Genomic DNA, 17,422 nt, shown 5'->3' with positions numbered 1-17,422 from the left:
AGTGATCAGCGACGGGTGAGCGGTGACCCGTCAGTGATCAGCGACGGGTGAGCGGTGACCCGTCAGTGATCAGCGACGGGTCGGCGGGCGGTCCGGGCGGTGACGGCGGCGTCAGGCGAACGCCGGGACGACCTCGTTGACGAACAGCTCGAGCGAGGCCTTCTTCTCCTCGTGCGAGAGCGAGTTGTCGGCCCAGAAGCTGTACTCGTCGACGCCGAGGGCCTCGTAGCGGCGCAGCCGGTCGATGACCTCGCCGGGAGTGCCGATCATCGCGGTGCGGTGCAGCGAGTCGGGGGTGAACTCGGGGCGCTCGGCGAACTTCGACTCGGGGCTGGGGTCGAGGAAGCCGTCGACCGGCGTCGTCCTGTTGCCGAACCAGGCGTCGAAGGTGCGGTAGAACCGGTTGATCCCCTCGGCGGCGGGACGCCAGCCGTCCGGGTCGTCGGCGGCGTGCACGTGGGTGTGCCGCAGCACCATCAGCCGCGGGCGGGGCACCTCGGGGTGCGCCTCGCAGGCGGTCCGGAACTTGCGGTGCAGGTCCTCGACCTCCTCGTCGCCCTTCATCAGCGGGGTGACCATGACGTTGCAGCCGGAGCGGACGGCGAAGTCGTGGGAGTCGGGGTCGCGGGCCGCGATCCACATCGGCGGCGTCGGCTGCTGCACCGGCTTCGGCACGCTCGTCGACGTCGGGAACTGCCAGATCTCGCCGTCGTGGGCGTAGTCGCCCTGCCACAGCGCCCGGACGGCGGGCACCAGCTCGCGCAGCGCCTTGCCGCCCTCGGTGGCGGGCAGCCCGCCGGCCATCCGGTCGAACTCGAACTGGTAGGCGCCGCGCGCCAGGCCGACCTCCATCCGCCCGCCGCTGATGACGTCGAGCAGCGCGCACTCCCCGGCGGCCCGCAGCGGGTGCCAGAACGGGGCGATGATGGTGCCGGCACCGAGCCGGATCGTCGAGGTGCGGGCCGCGAGGTTGGCCAGGATCGGCATCGGGCTCGGCGAGACGGTGTACTCCATCGAGTGGTGCTCGCCCACCCACACCGTGCTGAAGCCGCCGGCCTCGGCGATCAGGGTGAGCTCGGCCAGGTTCTCGAACAGCTGGGTGTGGCTGACCGAGTCGTCCCAGCGCTCCATGTGGGCGAACAACGAGAACTTCACTTCTGCTCCTTCGTGGCGGTGGTGTGCATCTCGGCGACGGTGACGTCGCCGGTGGCCCAGTGGGTGCGTGGCACCTCACGGACGATGACTCGGATGTGCTCGGGCCGCGCGCCCACGGTGTCGTGGACGGCGGCGTGCAGGGCGTGGATCAGCGCGCGGACCTGCGCGGGGTCGCGGCCCTCGGTGAGGGTGACGTCGACGAGCGGCATCAGGACCGCATCACGAACGGGTCGGCCACCGGCTCGGAGGAGGTGTTGATCCACACGCTCTTGAGGCGGGTGTACTCCTTGATCGTCTCCTGGCCGTGCTCGACGCCGACGCCGCTGTTCTTGAAGCCCTGGCGCGGCGACATCGGCGACATCGCGCGGTAGGTGTTGACCCAGATGGTGCCGGCGTCGAGGCGGTTCGCCATCCGGTGCGCGCGGCCGAGGTCGCGGGTCCAGACGCCGGCGGCCAGGCCGTACTCGGTGTCGTTGGCCAGCGCGACGACCTCGTCCTCGTGGTCGAACGGCATCACCGCGGCCACCGGCCCGAAGATCTCCTCGCGCACCACCTGCATGTCGTTGTCGACGTCGACCAGCACGGTCGGCTCGTAGAAGTAGCCGCCCAGGCCGCCGCCGTCGGAGGCGCGGCCGCCGGTGAGCACCCGGGCGCCCTCGCTGCGGCCGAGGTCGACGTAGCCGGCCACCTTGTCGCGCTGGTCGCCGAAGGCGAGCGGGCCGAGCTCGGTGGCGGCGTCCAGCGGGTCGCCGATCTTGATCGTGCGGGCGCGGGCGGCGACCTTCTCGAGCAGCTCGTCGTAGACCGAGCGGTGCGCGAAGACCCGGCTGCCGGCGATGCAGGTCTGGCCGGCGGCGGCGAAGATCCCGGCGACGACGCCCATCGCGGCGTTGTCGACGTCGGCGTCGCCGAAGACGATGTTGGGCGACTTGCCGCCGAGCTCGAGCGTCGAGCCGAGGAAGCGGGCGGCGACGTTGGCGGCGATCCGCGAGCCGGTGCCGGTGCTGCCGGTGAAGGAGATCTTGGCCAGGTCGGGGTGGTCGACCAGGGCCTGGCCGGCCTCGGCGCCGAAGCCGGTGACGACGTTGACGGTGCCCGGCGGGAAGCCGGCCTCCTCGACCAGCTCGGCCAGCCGGAGCACCGAGGCCGAGGTGTGCTCCGAGGGCTTGATCACCATCGTGTTGCCGGCGCAGAGCGCGGGCGCGAGCTTGCTGGTGGTGAGCGTGAGCGGCGAGTTCCACGGCGTGATGGCGCCGACCACGCCCAGCGGCTCGCGCATCGTGTAGTTGAGCACCGTGCGGTCCGACGTCGGGATGACGTCGCCCTGGATCTTGTCGGCGAGCCCGGCGTAGTACCAGTAGTACTCCGGGAGCGAGGCCAGCTGGCCGCGCATCTCGCGCAGCAGCTTGCCGTTGTCGAGGCTCTCGGTGTGGGCCAGCTCGTCGGCGTTCTCGGCGACGAGGTCGCCGAGCCGGCGCAGCAGGTGCCCCCGGCGGGTCTGGCTGAGGTCGCGCCAGCGAGGGTCCTCGAAGGCCGTGCGCGCGGCCCGCACCGCCCGGTCGACGTCGGTGGCGTCGCCGCGGGCGGCGAGGTACAGCGTCGCGCGGGTCGCGGGGTTGTGGCTCTCGAACCACGCGCCGGACGCCGGCTCGACCTGCTCGCCGCCGATGTGGTGGTGGCGCCGGGTCGGGGACGACGGCGCGCTGGGGGATGTCGTGTGCTCAGGCATGGATCCGTCCTCCGACGATCTCGTTGACGATGGTGGCCAGCGCCCGGGGGGCCTGGACCGGCAGCATGTGGCGCACACCGGGCACGACCTCGGCCCGGCAGCCCGGCACGGCCGCCGCGAGGCGGTGGGTCATGTCGGGGGTCGAGCCCGGGTCGTCGCTGCCGGTGACGGCGACGGCGGGCACGGCGATCCGGCCCAGCACGGGGGAGACCTCGGCGTCACCGGTCGCGAAGACGCGGTAGCAGGCGAGGTACTGCGCGAGGTCGTTGGCCAGCAGCACCCGGCGGGTCCGGTCGACGGTGTCGGGGCCGACGTCGGTGCCGGCGTACCAGCGCTCGAGCGAGGCCTCGACGCTGCCGGGGTGGTCGGCGCCCGCGGACTCCAGCCGGGCCAGGACGGCGTCCCGCTCGGCCTCGGTGCGCCGGCAGACCGAGCTCACGCTGACCAGCGACGAGACGAGGCCGGGCCGGTGGGCCGCGAGGTGCTGGGCGACGAGCGCGCCGAGGGAGAAGCCGACCAGGTGGGCGCCCTCGGGGACCGAGGCAGCGGTGAGGTCGGCCAGACCGGCCAGGTCGACGTCGTCCGGGACCCGCGGGCCCGACCCGTGGCCGGGCAGGTCCGGGGTGACGACGTCGTGGGTCGGCTCGAGCAGGGGGACGACGCGGTCCCACACGGTGTGGTCGAGGCCGACCCCGTGCAGGAGGACGACGACCGGTCGAGGGCGGCCCACGGGTCGCTCACTGCTCCGTGGCGAGCGCGGCCAACCGCTGCTGCGGCCGGCCCTGCGCGGCGGCGGCCAGCGCGACGACGATCTCGCCGGCGTGCGGCGCGTCGGGCACCCGGACCTCGAAGGACTGGTGGTGCGAGCGGATCGTGGCGTCGGTGATGTGCTTGAGCGGGATGTCGAAGAGCACGCCGGCCGGGCCGCGCTTCTCCACGGCCGGCAGCAGCGTCGTCGCGGACGCCGCGATGCGGAAGTGGTCGCCGAACTTGAGCGTGTGGATGAGCGCCGAGCCGTGCTCGACCTCGCCGTCGAGCCCGACGACCGCGGCCTTGCCGTAGGCCTCGGCCGGCGCGCCGAGCGCCTCGAGCACCAGCGGGGCGAGCAGCTTGCCGAGGTTGGAGGCGTGGGCGTCGATGCCGGGTGCGAGGTCCTCCACGAAGCCCTGGCCGGCCCAGGGGTTGCCGATCACGGCGGCGACCACCGCGATCCGGGCGGCGGGGGTGACGGCCCGGCCGCCCTCGGTGTGGACCTCGTCGACGATGGTGACGATCTTGCGGATGTCCATGGGGTGGGTGCCCTCTCGGCTGGGGTCGGTGGTGACGGTGGGGTGGTCAGTGCTGGGCGGCGGAGACCGACGGGTCGGTGCGCCGGTCGCCGATGCGGGCGTGCGGGCGCGGTCCGGTGGACGCGGCCGCCACCACGACGAGCTCGTCGGCGCGGGGCGCGTCGGAGACCCGCGTGGTGATGGTCTGGTAGTGGCTGCGGGTCGCCGCGTGGGTCTTGTGCCACAGGGGGACGACCAGCGTCTCGCCGGCCTCGGCGCGGGTGTCGGCGAAGCAGATGATCGACTCACCGCCCAGGAACTCGCGCACCAGGTTGCCGAAGTACGGCGTGTGGATGAGGGCGGCGGCGTGCTCGAGCTCGCCGGCGCTGCCCACCAGGGCAGCCTTGCCGAACGCCTCGATGGCGTCCACCCCGCCGAGGCAGTCGATGAGCCGGTCGGTGAGCTCGCGGGCGAGCACCGGTGCGATCTCCTCGACCGCGGCGGCGAGGTCCTGGTCCGCACCGGTGCCGACCCAGGGGTTGCGCACCACGGCGGCCGCGGTCGCGCGCAGCGCAGGGCGGGCCGGAGCGGTGCCGTTCTCGAGCAGCACGAGCTCGCGGTAGACGGTCGTGCGGCGCAGCCACGGGGTGCGGTCACGCCCGCCCGCTGCCGCCGCCGGCGCCGGCGTGGGGACCGGCTGGAGGTCCAGCGTCATCAGTCATCGCCCTCTCGGTTGTCTTGCATACATCAGGACCGTACGCGGCTGTTGTATGGCAGTCAACCCTGTCGGGTCCGAAACCGGGCGTGCGGGACGTAGAGGAGGGGCTGGGGAGGGGTTTCCTCGACCGAATCGCGCGATAGACGCCCGTGACCTGCGGTAACAGGTGAGAGGTCCAGAAGGGAGGCGCGCGGCCCGTCGACCCTGCTCGGTGGCGACCGTCACATTTGTCGGCCCGGGGGGTTGACGCACGTCACACCCGTCCGTACGTTCTGTTGCATACCAGTCGCACTCCAGCGGCCCGAACGTGCAGGGAGTCCCATGTCCAGCCACCTCGGCGAGCGGTCCGCCGCTCCCGCCTCCTCGACGCCTCCCGCGGCGCCGTCGCCCGACGACGCCCCGCCGCCGTCCACGACCGATGCCACCACCGCCGCCGTGGTCGACCCCGAGCACGACCGGGGCCGGCTCGGTGTCGTCTTCGGGGCGTCGGTGACCGTGTGCGCCCTGTTCGTGGGCTGGGCGGTGCTCTTCACCGACAACCTCAACAAGGTCACCAACGAGTCGCTCGGCTGGCTCACCTCCAGCTTCGGCTGGGCCTACCTCGTGATCACCCTCGGGATCCTGGTCTTCCTGGTCTTCCTCGCCTTCAGCCCCTACGGCGAGATTCGGCTCGGCAAGGACACCGACCGGCCCGAGTTCAGCACCCTGTCCTGGTTCGCGATGATCCTCAGCGCGGTGATGGGCATCGGGCTGGTCTCCTACGGCGTCGCCGAGCCGATCTCGCACTTCGGGACGCCGCCGCACGGGCTCGCCGAGTCCGGGACGCCGGAGGCCGCGGTGCGCGCGATGCAGTACAGCTACTTCGACTGGGGCCTGCACGCCTGGGCGATCTTCGCCGTCTTCGGGCTCGCCATCGCCTACTCCACCCACCGCAAGGGCCGCCCGGTCCTGGTCAGCCAGCTCTTCCGGCCGCTCCTGGGCGACCGGGTCAACGGTCCGATCGGCAAGACGATCGACGTCCTGGCCGTCTTCGCCACCCTCTTCGGGACGACGACCTCGCTGGGGCTGGGCGCGCTCCAGGTCAACAACGGCGCCGCCTCGCTGTTCGGCATGCCGGTCGACAACCTCAGCCAGGTGCTGATCATCGCCGTGGTGACCGCGATCTTCACGATGTCGGCCGTCACCGGCGTCAGCAAGGGCATCAAGTACCTGAGCCAGGGCAGCGCCGGCCTCGCGATCGCCCTGTTCGTCTTCATGCTCGTGGTGGGCCCGACGGTCTTCATCGCCAACCTCTACATCGAGTCGGTCGGCACCTGGTCCACGGACTTCTTCCGGATGAGCCTGCAGGGCACCGCGTTCGGCGGGCTCGAGTGGATGCAGTGGTGGACCTACTTCATGCTCGCCTGGTGGGTCTCGTGGGGCGCCTTCGTCGGCGTCTTCCTCGCCCGCATCTCCAAGGGCCGCACGATCCGCGGCTTCATCATGGGCGTCCTCGTCGTGCCGTCGGTGGTCTTCTTCACCTGGTTCACCGTCTTCGGCGGCACCGCCATCCACGTCGACCTGTTCCAGGGCGGCACGATCGGCGAGCAGACCGCGACCGACATCAACAGCGCCTTCTTCGCCACCCTCGACTACTTCCCGCTCTCGACCGTCACCTCGGCCGTCGCGATCATCCTCGTCGTGATGTTCTTCGTCTCCGGGGCCGACGCCAACACCTACGTGCTGGCCATGATGACCTCCGGCGGGTCGCTCAACCCGCGGCGCTGGATCCTGGTGATGTGGGGCGTGCTGACCGGCGTCACCGCCGTCGTCCTCATGCTCGCCGGCGGGCTGAACGCCCTGCAGAACACGGTGATCGTCACCTCGGCGCCGTTCCTCGTCATCATCGCCGGCCTGGCCGTCTCGTTCTGGCGCGAGCTCGTGCTCGACCGCCGCGTCGCCCAGGCCGAGGCCGACGAGCGCGACCGGGCCCTGCTGGCCGCCCTGCGCGCCGAGTCGCGACCCTGACGCACCACCACCACCACCCCCACCACCACGAGGAGGAGGACCGGATGTCCACCACCGCACCGCACGCTTCGTCGGCCGACGAGCGCCGCCGCCGGATCGAGGCGGCCTGGTCGGCGGCCTGGGACGACGGCGACGTCGCCGCCCTCGACGCGCTCCACGCGCCCGGGTACCGGCGCCGGAGCTCGACCACCGACGAGGGCCTGACCCTCGAGGCCTTCAAGGCGACCATCACCACCACCCGGGCGGCGTTCCCCGACCTGGTGACCCACATCGACGAGATCGTGGTCGAGGGCGACCGGGCCGCGGTGCGCTGGCGCAGCGTCGGCACCCACCAGCACTCCTTCCTCGGGGTGCCGCCCACCCGGCGCACGGTCGAGGTCGCGGGCGCGACGTTCGCGCACTTCGGCCCCGACGGGCTGATCGTGGAGGAGCAGGTGACGTGGGACCCGCGCGCCCTGCTCACCGCGCTCGGCATCATCACCCTCGGGAGCGACCAGTGAGCGCCGCCCGGCCCGACGCCGACCTCCTCAAGGCCGTCAACCGCTGCTTCGTCACCGGGGTCACCCTGGTCACGACGATGGACGACGGCGTCCCGCGCGGGCTCGCGGTCAACGCCTTCGCCAACATCTCCCTCGACCCGCCGACCGTGATGGTCTGCGTGCAGCGCTCGTCGTCGACCCACGACTGCCTGTTCCGCGCCACCCACCTGGCCATCAACATCGCCTCGACCGCGCAGATGGCGGCGATGGGCAAGCTGTCGTCGAAGACCGAGGACAAGTTCGAGGGCGTCGACTGGACCCCCGGCGTGCACGGCAGCCCGATCCTGGCGCGCAGCAGCGCGCACATGGAGGTCGAGATCCGCGAGCGGCTGCAGGCCAGCACCCACACGGTGTTCGTCTGCCGGGTCGTGGACGCCGCGGTCGGCGAGGAGCCCCCGGTCATCTACAGCGCGGGACGGTTCTTCGACTCACAGGACCTGACACCCCTAGCCTGACTGTCCGCCCGACCGCCCGACCGCCCGACCGACGTCCTGGAGGACCGATGAGCTCCGCACCCCCGGTGCCCAACGGCAGCATCCAGGCGCGCGTGATCGCCGAGATGCGGCGCCGGATCATCTCCGGCGAGGCCGCCTCGGGCACGCTGTTGTCCGAGCTCGCCCTCGCCGAGGAGCTCGGGGTGAGCCGGACGCCGGTGCGCGAGGCGTTCAAGCAGCTGCAGACCGAGGGCCTGGTGCAGATCCGGCCCCGGGTCGGGACGTTCGTCTCGGCGCCGTCGCGGCGCGACATCACCGAGCTGTTCCAGATGAAGGAGCTCCTCGAGGGCGCCGCGGCGCGGCTGCTCGCCCAGCGCGGCCGGGTGCCGGAGGTCGAGGCCCTGGAGGAGAACCTGCGCCAGGCCGACCAGGCCGTCGCCCGCGACGACCGGCTGCGCTACGCCGAGCTGGTCGAGGAGTTCCACGACCTCCTCATCACCGGCGCCGACAACACCAAGCTCGAGGCGCACTACCGCACCCTGATGAACCAGCTGGCCTACTCGCGGCTGGTGACGACGTCGCTCGACCAGCCCGGCCGCGCGATGCAGTCCGAGCGCGAGCACCACGTCGTGCTCGACCTGATCCTGGCCAAGGACGGCGACAGCGCCGAGCGGGTGATGCGCGAGCACGTGCGCGCCAGCCGGTCCGCCCTCCTCGCCGGCCTCGACCTCGGCACCTGAGCCGCTCCAGCCGCTCCCAGCCGCTCCTGCCCACCACCGCCGGTCCTGCCGCGGCGGGGGCGGGCGGCGCGTCCCCGCCCTCCTCCCGAAGGACCCCGACCATGAGCCTCACCACCCACCCGCCCGCCCCCGCCGACCCGGGAAACCTGGGTGACCTCGAGCCCGAGCGCGGCGTCCTGGTCGGCGGCGAGTGGCGCTCGACCGGCGCCAGCTTCGTCGTCGACGACCCGGCCACCGGGCTCGAGCTGGCCCGCGTCGCCGACGGCGGTGCCGCCGAGGCGACCGCGGCCGTCGACGCCGCCGTCGAGGCCGGTCGCGGCTGGCGTCGCACGTCGCCGCGCGCCCGGTCGGAGGTGCTGTCGCGGGCTCGTGAGCTGATGCTGCGCGACGCCGACCGGCTCGCCTGGCTGCTGATGTCGGAGAACGGCAAGCCGGAGGCCGACGCGCGGGCCGAGGTGACCTACGCCGCGGAGTTCTTCCGCTGGTACGCCGAGGAGGCGGTGCGCACCGACGGCTCGTGGGGCGAGTCGCCGGGCGGCGGCACCCGCTCGATCGTCACCCACCACCCGGCCGGCGTCGCCGCGCTGGTGACGCCGTGGAACTTCCCGGCCGCGATGATCACCCGCAAGGTCGCGCCGGCGCTGGCCGCGGGCTGCAGCGTCGTCGTCAAGCCGGCCGAGGAGACGCCGCTGACCGCCCTCGCCCTGGCCCGGCTGCTCGCCGAGGCCGGCGCGCCCGACGGCCTGGTCAACGTCGTCCCGACCACGGCGGCCGGCGACGTCGTCTCGACCTGGCTCGCCGACGACCGCGTCCGTGCCGTCTCCTTCACCGGCTCGACGCGGATCGGCAAGCTGCTGCTGCGCCAGGCCGCCGACCGGGTCGTCACCTCCTCGATGGAGCTCGGGGGCAACGCGCCGTTCGTCGTGACCGCGGACGCCGACGTCGAGGCCGCCGTCCACGGGGCGCTGCACGCGAAGTTCCGCAACGGGGGACAGGCCTGCACCGCGGCCAACCGCTTCCTCGTGCACGAGCGGGTCGCGGCCGAGTTCACCGCGCTGCTCGGCGCCGCGGTGGAGGGGATGCGCGTCGGTCCGGCCCACGGTCCGGGCCGCGTCGACGTCGGCCCGATGATCACCGCCGCCCAGGCCGCCCGGATCGAGGGGCTCGTCGAGGCCGCCGTCGCCGACGGCGCACGGGTCGCGCACCGCGCGAGCGTGCCCGACGGCCTGACCGGGCACTTCGTGGCGCCGGTGGTGCTCGACCGGGTGGCACCCGGGGCCCGCGTCGTCGCCGAGGAGGTCTTCGGCCCGGTCGCCCCGGTGGTGACCTGGAGCGACACCGACGACGTGGTCGCCCTGGCCAACGCCTCCGAGCACGGCCTGGCCGCCTACGTGTACGCCGGCGACGTCCGGACCGCCATCGGCATCGGCGAGGCGCTCGAGGCCGGCATGGTCGGCGTCAACCGGGGGGTCGTCTCCGACCCGTCGGCGCCGTTCGGCGGCGTCAAGCAGAGCGGCCTGGGGCGCGAGGGCGCCCGCGACGGGCTGCGGGAGTTCCAGGAGACGCAGTTCCTCAGCGTCGACTGGCCCGACCGACGCTGACCCGTCGCTGATCAGCGACGGGTCAGCGACGGGTCGGCGGTGACCCGTCAGTGATCAGCGACGGGTGAGCGGTGAGCCGTCAGTGATCAGCGACGGGTCAGCGGAGGGCGGCGGCCTCGCGGGCGAGGGTCTCGATCGCGGCCCAGTCGCCGCTGTCCACGAGGGCGGCGGGGGTGAGCCAGGAGCCGCCGACGCAGCCGACGTTCGGGAGCGCCAGGTACGACGGCGCGGTGGCGGCGGTGATGCCGCCGGTCGGGCAGAACCGGGCGGCGGGCACCGGCGAGGCGATCGAGGACAGGTAGGCCGCGCCGCCGGAGGCCTCGGCCGGGAAGAACTTCATCTCGGTGACGCCCGTCTCGAGGACGGCGAGCGCCTCGGAGACCGTGCTGGTGCCGGGCAGGAACGGCAGCCCGGTGCCGGCCATGGCGGCCAGCAGCGTCGGCGTCGCGCCGGGGGAGACGAGGAAGCGGGCGCCGGCGTCGGCGGCCTCCTTCGCCTGGCCGGGCGTGACGATGGTGCCGGCGCCGACGAGGATCTCCGGCACCTCCGCGGCGATGGCGGCGATCGCGTCGAGCGCGACCGGCGTCCGCAGGGTCAGCTCGATCGCCGGCAAGCCGCCGGCGACCAGGGCCCGGGCGATCGGGACGGCGTCCTCGACCCGCTTGACGACGACGACCGGCATCACCGGGACGACGTCGAGCACGGAGCTCAGGGCGGGGGACGACTCAGGCGTGCTGGACAACGGGCACCTCGGCGGGGTCGGTGGAGGGGGCGTGGTGGAGGGGGAAGACGCTGGCGCCGGCGTCGGCCGGGCCGACGGTGGCGCGGAACGCCGCGAAGAGCTCGCGACCGGTCCCGGAGGCGTCGGCGTCCGTGGCCGGGCGCACGGCCGGCTCGCGGTGCCGCAGGTCGACGCCGACCAGGTCGAGGACGCCGGCCTCGGCGTCGACGGTGACCAGGTCGCCGTCGCGGACCCGCGACAGCGGACCGCCCAGGGCGGCCTCCGGCGTCACGTGGATGGCGGCCGGCACCTTGCCGGAGGCCCCGGACATCCGGCCGTCGGTGACGATCGCGACGCGCTGGCCGCGGTCCTGCAGGACGCCGAGCGCGGGCGTGAGCTTGTGCAGCTCGGGCATCCCGTTGGCCGCGGGCCCCTGGTAGCGGATCACCGCGACGAGGTCGCGGCCGTCGAGGCGCCCCTCGGCGAAGGCGACGAGGAAGTCGTCCTGGTCGTCGAAGACCAGCGCGGGCGCCGAGACCAGGCGGTGCTCGGGCTTGACGGCGGAGGTCTTGATGACCGCCGTGCCGAGCGGTCCGCGCAGGACCTTGAGGCCGCCGTCCGGGCCGAACGGCGCCGTCGCCGGGCGCAGCACGTCGAGGTCGAGGCTCTGCTCGGGCCCCTCGCGCCAGGTCAGGACGTCGCCGTCGAGGACCGGCTCCTGGGTGTAGCGGTGCAGGCCGCGCCCCATCACGGTGAGCACGTCGTCGTGCACCAGGCCGGCCTCGAGCAGGGTCCGGATCAGGAAGCCGATGCCGCCGGCGGCGTGGAAGTGGTTCACGTCGGCGGTGCCGTTGGGGTAGATCCGGCACAGCGACGGCACGACCGCCGACAGGTCGGAGAGGTCGTCCCAGGTGAGCTGGACGCCGGCCGCGCGGGCCATCGCGACGAGGTGCATCGTGTGGTTCGTCGAGCCGCCGCTGGCCAGCAGGGCGACGCAGGCGTTGACGACGGCCTTCTCGTCGACGACCTCGCCGACCGGGATCGCCTCGCCGCCGTGGTGGGCGGCGCCCTGGTGGGTGATGGCGACGGCGCGCTCGGCGGCGGCGCGGGTGAGGGCCTCGCGCAGGGGCGTGCCGGGGTTCACGAACGACGAGCCCGGCAGGTGCAGGCCGAGCACCTCCATGAGCAGCTGGTTGGAGTTCGCGGTGCCGTAGAAGGTGCAGGTGCCCCGGGAGTGGTAGGAGGCGGCCTCCGCCTCGAGCAGCTCCTCGCGGCCGACCTTGCCCTCGGCGTGCAGCTGGCGCACCCGCGCCTTCTCGCCGTTGGGCAGGCCCGAGGCCATCGGACCGGCCGGCACGAACACCGTCGGCAGGTGGCCGAAGGCCAGGGCGCCGATGAGCAGGCCCGGCACGATCTTGTCGCACACGCCGAGCATGAGGGCGCCGTCGAACATGTCGTGCGACAGCCCGATCGCCGCCGACATCGCGATGACGTCGCGGCTGAAGAGGGAGAGCTGCATGCCGGCGCGGCCCTGGGTGATCCCGTCGCACATGGCCGGGACGCCGCCCGCGACCTGCGCGAGGCCGCCGGCGCGGATCGCGGCCCTCTTCAGCACCGGCGGGTAGTCGACGTAGGGCTGGTGCGCGGAGAGCATGTCGTTGTAGCTCGTCACGATCGCCAGGTTGGGCTTGACCCGGCCGCGCAGCGCGACCTTCTCCGACGGCTCGGAGGCGGCGAAGCCGTGGGCGAGGTTGGCGCAGCCGAGCTGGCCACGGGCCGGCCCGGTCGAGGCGGCGGCGCGGATCTGCGCGAGGTAGGCCGCCCGGGTGCCGGCGCTGCGCTCGACGAGGCGGTCGGTGACCGCGGCGACGACGGGGTGCAGCTGCTGGGGCGGGCCGGTCGGGCCGGTCGGGCCGGTCGGGCCGGACGGGGTGGTGGTCATTCGGGGAGCTCCTGCCAGGTCCGGCCGTCCCGCTCGAGGAGCGTGGTGGCGGCGATCGGCCCGCTGGTGCCGGCCGGGTAGCGCTTGGGGCGGTCGGCGGTGACCGCCCACCGCTGGAGGATGGGCTCGACCCAGGTCCAGGCGGCCTCGACCTCGTCGCGACGCATGAACAGGGTCGGGTTGCCGCGGACGACGTCCATCAGCAGGCGCTCGTAGGCGTCGGGCATCCGGGCGTCGAAGGCCGTCGCGTAGCTCAGGTCGAGCGAGACCGGCCGCAGCCGGATGCCACCGGGGCCGGGCTCCTTGGCGGTCATGTGCAGCTGCATGCCCTCGTCGGGCTGCACCTGGATGTGCAGCCGGTTCGCGGTCTGCACGCCCTCGTGGTGCGGGAACATCGAGTGCGGCGGCTCCTTGAAGACCACGACGATCTCCGACAGCTTGCGGTCGAGCCGCTTGCCGGTGCGCAGGTAGAACGGGACGCCGGCCCAGCGCCAGTTCTGCACCTCGGTGCGGATGGCCACGAACGTCTCTGCCGCGCTGCCGGGGCGGCCGAGGTCCTCGGTGTACGACGGCACCGCGACGCCGTCGACCAGGCCCTGGCCGTAGCGACCGCGCACGGTGTCGCGGTCGACGTCGGCCGGCGTCATCGGCTTGAGCGCCTGGAGCACCTTGAGCTTCTCGTCGCGCACGGTCTCGCGCCCGACGTAGGTCGGCGGCTCCATCGCGACCAGGCAGAGCAGCTGGAGCAGGTGGTTCTGCACCATGTCGCGCAGCGCGCCGGAGGTGTCGTAGTAGTCGCCGCGCTCGCCGACCCCGAGCGTCTCGGCGACGGTGATCTGCACGTGGTCGACCCAGTGGGAGTTCCAGAGCGGCTCGAGGAAGGTGTTGGCGAAGCGGGTGACCAGGAGGTTCTGGACGCTCTCCTTGCCGAGGTAGTGGTCGATGCGGAAGATCTGGGCCTCGTCGAAGACCTCGCCGACCGCGTCGTTGATGGCGCGGGCCGAGTCGATGTCGCGGCCGATCGGCTTCTCGAGCACGACGCGCGCGGTCGGGTCGACGACGCCGATCTCGTCGAGGCGGTGGCAGATCGGGCCGAACAGGGCCGGCGCGACGGCGAGGTAGAAGACCCGGACGGCCGCGGGGTCGCCGACCTTGAGGTGGTTGTGCAGGAGGTGCCACCCCTCGGGGTCGGCACCGTCGAGGGTCAGGTGGCTGATCCGGTCGAGCAGGCGCGTGGCGACGACGACGTCGAGGTCGGCGCCGATGTGCTCGCGCAGCGCCTGCGCGACCTCGGCGCGGTAGCCGTCGTCGTCGAGCTCGGAGCGGGAGACGCCGATGATCCGGGAGCTGGGCTGCAGCTGGTTCTCGGCCTCGCGGCGGTAGAGGGCGGGTACGAGCTTGCGCAGCGCCAGGTCACCGGTGGCGCCGATGACGGTGAAGTCGCAGGCCGGCATCGCGTCGGGGAGTCCGAAGGCGGGTTGAGTCACTCGACCACGGTAGATCCGATGTCTGCACTCCGCAAACGAACTTTGGTTCTGTTAATACAAAAGTCAGGAACTGTTGCCTAGGATGAGGAGGTGACTACCGCCGGTGACATGCTCCAGCTGGTCCGCCAGGGGCGGGCGAGCAGTCGCTCCGACCTCGTCCGGCTCACGGGGCTCTCGCGCACGGCCGTGACCGCCCGGCTCGCGGCGCTCGAGGACCTGGGACTCGTCCTGGCCGGCGACGAGCTCGCCTCGACCGGCGGCCGGCCTGCCGGCGGGATCGGTCTCGACGCCCGCGCGGGCGTCGTCCTGACCGCCGCGATCGGCCGCTCCCGCTCCCAGCTCGCGCTCTTCGACCTCGCCGGGCACGAGCTGCGCTCCTCCTCGGTCGAGCACGAGGTCGGTGCGCCGCCGGACGTCGTCATGCCCGACGTCGCCACCCAGCTCACCGGACTGCTCGCCGACCTCCCGGGCGGGCACCGCGGACGGCCCCCGGTGCTCGGCACCGGCATCAGCCTGCCCGGCACCGTCGACCCGGTGCTCGGCGTCAGCATCGACTCGCCGGCGATGACCGGCTGGGACCGCGTCGACCTCGGGGCGTTCCTCGCCGACGTCGAGCCTGGCCCGACGTTCGTCGCGAACGACGCCGACGTGCTGGCCCGCTCCGAGGGTCTCGGGCACGCCGCGACCTACCGCGACCTCCTCGTCGTCAAGGCCTCGACCGGCCTCGGCCTGGGCATCGTCTCGGAGGGACGGGTCGTGCCGGGCCACCTCGGCGCCGCCGGCGAGATCGGCCACACGAAGGTCCACGCGGCCGAGGGCCGGCCGTGCCGGTGCGGCGACGTCGGCTGCCTCGAGACCATCGCGGGCGGCTGGGCGCTGGTCGCCGAGCTGCAGGCCCAGGGGCACCGGATCGGGCACGTCCGCGACGTCGTCGCCCGCGCCGTCGGGGGCGACGCCGAGGCCAAGCACCACCTGCGCGAGGCCGGGCGCAGCCTGGGCGAGGTGCTGGCGGTCGCGATCAACCTGCTCAACCCGCACGCCGTGGTGATCGGCGGCGACATGTCCGCCGCCTTCGAGGTCTACGCCGCCGGCGTCCGGGAGAGCGTCTACGCCCGCGCCTCGGCGCTGGCCACCCGCGACCTGCAGTTCCTGTCCTCGACGTTCGGGGACCGTGCCGGCCTCGTCGGCTGCGCGGCGATGGTGCTCGACCAGGTGCTCAGCCCGGCCGCCGTCGACACCCGGATCCTCGAGCGGGAGGCCTCCGCCTCCCGGTGACCGCGCGCCGCGGTGGACGCCGGGCCGCGCGAGTGATCTGCTGGGCCGCGTGACGAGGCGGGTGGAGGTCGACTACCTCGTCGTCGGTGCCGGGGCCACCGGGATGGCCTTCACCGACGCCCTGGTCGACCACGCCGACGTCCGCGTCGCGATCCTCGACCGGCGGCCCGGGGTCGGCGGGCACTGGCGCGCGGCGTACTCGTTCGTGCAGCTGCACCAGGCCTCGAGCTTCTACGGCGTCGCCTCGACCGTGCTCGGCGGCGGCATCCAGCAGGAGGGTCCGGAGGCGGGGCTGCACGAGCGCGCCGACCGCGATTCCATCTGCGCCTACTACGACCGCGTGCTGGAGGAGCGGCTGCTGGCCTCGGGCCGCGTCGAGCTCTTCAGCGGCTGCGAGTACCGCGGCGACCGGACCTTCACCTCGCTCGACACCGGGGAGCGGTTCGAGGTGCCGGAGCGGTGCCGCGTCGTCGACGCGCGCTACCTCGCGCCCGACATCCCCGCCGAGTCGCCGCGCCGGTTCGCCGTCGAGGACGGCGTCCGCGTGGTGCCGGTCAACGACCTCGACGCCGCCCTCGAGCGCGAGCCGCCGGGCCAGCACGTCGTCGTGGGCTCGGGCAAGACCGCCACCGACGCCTGCATCCGGCTGCTGGCCTCCGGGACCGACCCCGACCGGATCTGCTGGGTCCGCCCGCGCGACCCCTGGATGCTCAACCGGGCCGTGGTCCAGCCCGATCCCACCGTCTACCTCGCGATGGTCGCCGACCTCCTGCGCGCGGCGGGGGAGGCGACGTCCCTCCCCGGGCTGTTCCACGCCCTCGAGGACGCCGGCATCATGCTGCGCCTCGACCCGTCGGTCGAGCCGACCATGGCCAAGGCGCCGACCCTCGGGCTCTGGGAGCTGGAGCGGCTCCGGACCATCGAGGACGTCGTCCGGCTCGGGCACGTCGACGCCGTCGGCCACGGCCGGCTCGACCTGCGCGGGGGCACGGTCGCGATCCGCCCCGACGCCCTCGTCGTCGACTGCGCCGCCGACGGGCTCCGCCGTCCACCGCGGGTGCCGATCTGGGGTCCGGGCACGATCACGCCGCAGCCGGTCCGGGCCGGCTTCCCGTGCTTCGGGGCCGCGCTGGTGGGCTACGTGGAGGCGACCCGGGGCGACGACGAGGAGAAGAACCGGCTCTGCCCGCCGACGTCGTACGGCGACTCCCTGGCCGACTGGGCCGAGATGAACGTCCTCGGCATGCGCGGCGCCGCGTCGTTCGGCGCCGAGCCCGACATCCGGGAGTGGGCCGACTCGGTCGCGCTCAACCCGGCTCGCGTGCCGCCGGGCCTGAGCGGCTCCGCCGAGGTCGTGGCGGTGCAGGAGCGGATCGGTGCCCACGCGCCGCGCGGCCTGGCCCGCCTGGCCGCGCTCGCCGGCCTCACTCCCTGAACAGCTCGGCCTCGGCCTCGGCGGAGGAGATCTCGACGCGCAGGTTCCACACGACGTCGTGCCCGACGCCGAGCCGAGTCAGGGTCACCTGCACCTGCGGCAGCAACCAGACCTGCCGGCGCAGGGCGTCGGCCTGCGCCCGGCGCCGGACCCGCAGCCAGATGACCGGGGCGCCCTGCCGGTCGGGCAGCCAGTGCGCCTCCTCGACGCCCCACGGACCCAGCGACGCCACGATCGGGACCAGTGCGGCGTCGACCGCCTTGCCCGTCGCCTCGTCCGTCATGGGGCGAGGCTAGCCGCGCCGGCCGCCTTCGGGCCGGCGCCGCGGTGTGACGGGGTGACAGCGCCGGGGGAGGTGGTTTACGGTTCAA

Annotated in this window: 17 protein-coding genes; 7 read left to right on the top strand and 10 right to left on the bottom strand. The window is 73.5% G+C overall.

The features are described from left to right. Window positions 1-111: 111 nt before the first annotated feature. The 6 genes from FE634_RS16300 to FE634_RS16275 are packed head-to-tail and all read right to left on the bottom strand — an operon-like array spanning window position 112 to window position 4,867. Window positions 112-1,155 carry an LLM class flavin-dependent oxidoreductase gene (locus tag FE634_RS16300; RefSeq protein ID WP_138876501.1) on the bottom strand — a complete coding sequence of 348 codons (1,044 nt, stop codon included), beginning with the start codon at window positions 1,153-1,155 and terminating at the stop codon, window positions 112-114. Beyond that, window positions 1,152-1,364, bottom strand: a complete 213-nt coding sequence (locus FE634_RS16295; RefSeq protein WP_138876500.1) for a tautomerase family protein — start codon at window positions 1,362-1,364, stop codon at window positions 1,152-1,154. Before FE634_RS16295 ends, FE634_RS16300 begins: the two co-directional genes overlap by 4 nt. Then, window positions 1,364-2,884 (bottom strand): aldehyde dehydrogenase, encoded by a 1,521-nt coding sequence (locus FE634_RS16290; protein WP_138876499.1) that lies wholly within the window; start codon window positions 2,882-2,884, stop codon window positions 1,364-1,366. The genes FE634_RS16295 and FE634_RS16290 overlap by 1 nt, the downstream gene beginning before the upstream one ends. Next, entirely contained in the window at window positions 2,877-3,614 is a 738-nt protein-coding gene (locus FE634_RS16285) for an alpha/beta fold hydrolase (protein ID WP_148240775.1), read from the bottom strand. The genes FE634_RS16290 and FE634_RS16285 overlap by 8 nt, the downstream gene beginning before the upstream one ends. 7 nt (window positions 3,615-3,621) lie before the next feature. Beyond that, on the bottom strand, window positions 3,622-4,173 hold the full coding sequence (locus tag FE634_RS16280; RefSeq protein ID WP_148240774.1) for an amino acid synthesis family protein: 552 nt from the start codon (window positions 4,171-4,173) through the stop codon (window positions 3,622-3,624). Between the two features lie 46 nt (window positions 4,174-4,219). Next, the gene (locus FE634_RS16275; protein ID WP_138876497.1) at window positions 4,220-4,867 is read right to left on the bottom strand and encodes an amino acid synthesis family protein; all 648 of its coding nucleotides are present in this window, start codon (window positions 4,865-4,867) and stop codon (window positions 4,220-4,222) included. Between the two features lie 324 nt (window positions 4,868-5,191). Here FE634_RS16275 and FE634_RS16270 point away from each other — a divergent pair, with 324 nt between their 5' ends. From FE634_RS16270 to FE634_RS16250, 5 genes are all read left to right on the top strand, one after another. After that, window positions 5,192-6,877 carry a BCCT family transporter gene (locus FE634_RS16270; RefSeq protein ID WP_148240773.1) on the top strand — a complete coding sequence of 562 codons (1,686 nt, stop codon included), beginning with the start codon at window positions 5,192-5,194 and terminating at the stop codon, window positions 6,875-6,877. 44 nt (window positions 6,878-6,921) lie between these two features. Beyond that, entirely contained in the window at window positions 6,922-7,377 is a 456-nt protein-coding gene (locus tag FE634_RS16265) for an ester cyclase (RefSeq protein WP_138876496.1), read from the top strand. Then, entirely contained in the window at window positions 7,374-7,871 is a 498-nt protein-coding gene (locus tag FE634_RS16260; protein WP_222847601.1) for a flavin reductase family protein, read from the top strand. Before FE634_RS16265 ends, FE634_RS16260 begins: the two co-directional genes overlap by 4 nt. A gap of 47 nt (window positions 7,872-7,918) precedes the next feature. Further along, window positions 7,919-8,590 (top strand): GntR family transcriptional regulator, encoded by a 672-nt coding sequence (locus FE634_RS16255; RefSeq protein ID WP_138876495.1) that lies wholly within the window; start codon window positions 7,919-7,921, stop codon window positions 8,588-8,590. A gap of 101 nt (window positions 8,591-8,691) precedes the next feature. Beyond that, window positions 8,692-10,191, top strand: a complete 1,500-nt coding sequence (locus tag FE634_RS16250) for an NAD-dependent succinate-semialdehyde dehydrogenase (RefSeq protein ID WP_138876494.1) — start codon at window positions 8,692-8,694, stop codon at window positions 10,189-10,191. Between the two features lie 97 nt (window positions 10,192-10,288). Here FE634_RS16250 and eda read toward each other — a convergent pair whose 3' ends face one another. From eda to zwf, 3 genes are read right to left on the bottom strand one after another with little or no spacing between them, the layout of a single operon-like run. Next, a complete protein-coding gene (gene eda, locus FE634_RS16245; RefSeq protein ID WP_137294320.1) occupies window positions 10,289-10,933 on the bottom strand; it encodes a bifunctional 4-hydroxy-2-oxoglutarate aldolase/2-dehydro-3-deoxy-phosphogluconate aldolase in 645 nt (214 codons plus the stop codon). After that, the gene (edd, locus tag FE634_RS16240) at window positions 10,917-12,854 is read right to left on the bottom strand and encodes a phosphogluconate dehydratase (RefSeq protein ID WP_148240772.1); all 1,938 of its coding nucleotides are present in this window, start codon (window positions 12,852-12,854) and stop codon (window positions 10,917-10,919) included. Before edd ends, eda begins: the two co-directional genes overlap by 17 nt. Next, window positions 12,851-14,341 carry a glucose-6-phosphate dehydrogenase gene (zwf, locus tag FE634_RS16235; protein ID WP_246060776.1) on the bottom strand — a complete coding sequence of 497 codons (1,491 nt, stop codon included), beginning with the start codon at window positions 14,339-14,341 and terminating at the stop codon, window positions 12,851-12,853. Before zwf ends, edd begins: the two co-directional genes overlap by 4 nt. Window positions 14,342-14,431: 90 nt before the next feature. Here zwf and FE634_RS16230 point away from each other — a divergent pair, with 90 nt between their 5' ends. After that, window positions 14,432-15,616, top strand: a complete 1,185-nt coding sequence (locus FE634_RS16230) for an ROK family transcriptional regulator (RefSeq protein ID WP_262347456.1) — start codon at window positions 14,432-14,434, stop codon at window positions 15,614-15,616. A 49-nt stretch (window positions 15,617-15,665) separates the two neighbouring features. Next, complete coding sequence (locus FE634_RS16225) at window positions 15,666-17,051, top strand: NAD(P)-binding protein (RefSeq protein ID WP_138876492.1); 1,386 nt, start codon at window positions 15,666-15,668, stop codon at window positions 17,049-17,051. On the opposite strand, the gene FE634_RS16220 is transcribed toward FE634_RS16225, so the two are convergent. Next, complete coding sequence (locus FE634_RS16220; RefSeq protein WP_137294317.1) at window positions 17,041-17,334, bottom strand: hypothetical protein; 294 nt, start codon at window positions 17,332-17,334, stop codon at window positions 17,041-17,043. The two genes, FE634_RS16225 and FE634_RS16220, sit on opposite strands and share 11 nt — an antisense overlap. Window positions 17,335-17,422: the final 88 nt, after the last annotated feature.

The sequence above is a fragment of the Nocardioides sp. S-1144 genome, from assembly GCF_005954645.2.
Taxonomy (GTDB): domain Bacteria; phylum Actinomycetota; class Actinomycetes; order Propionibacteriales; family Nocardioidaceae; genus Nocardioides; species Nocardioides dongxiaopingii.
The sequence above is the reverse complement of the archived record's forward strand: the minus strand, read 5'-3'. Positions and strand labels throughout refer to the sequence as shown.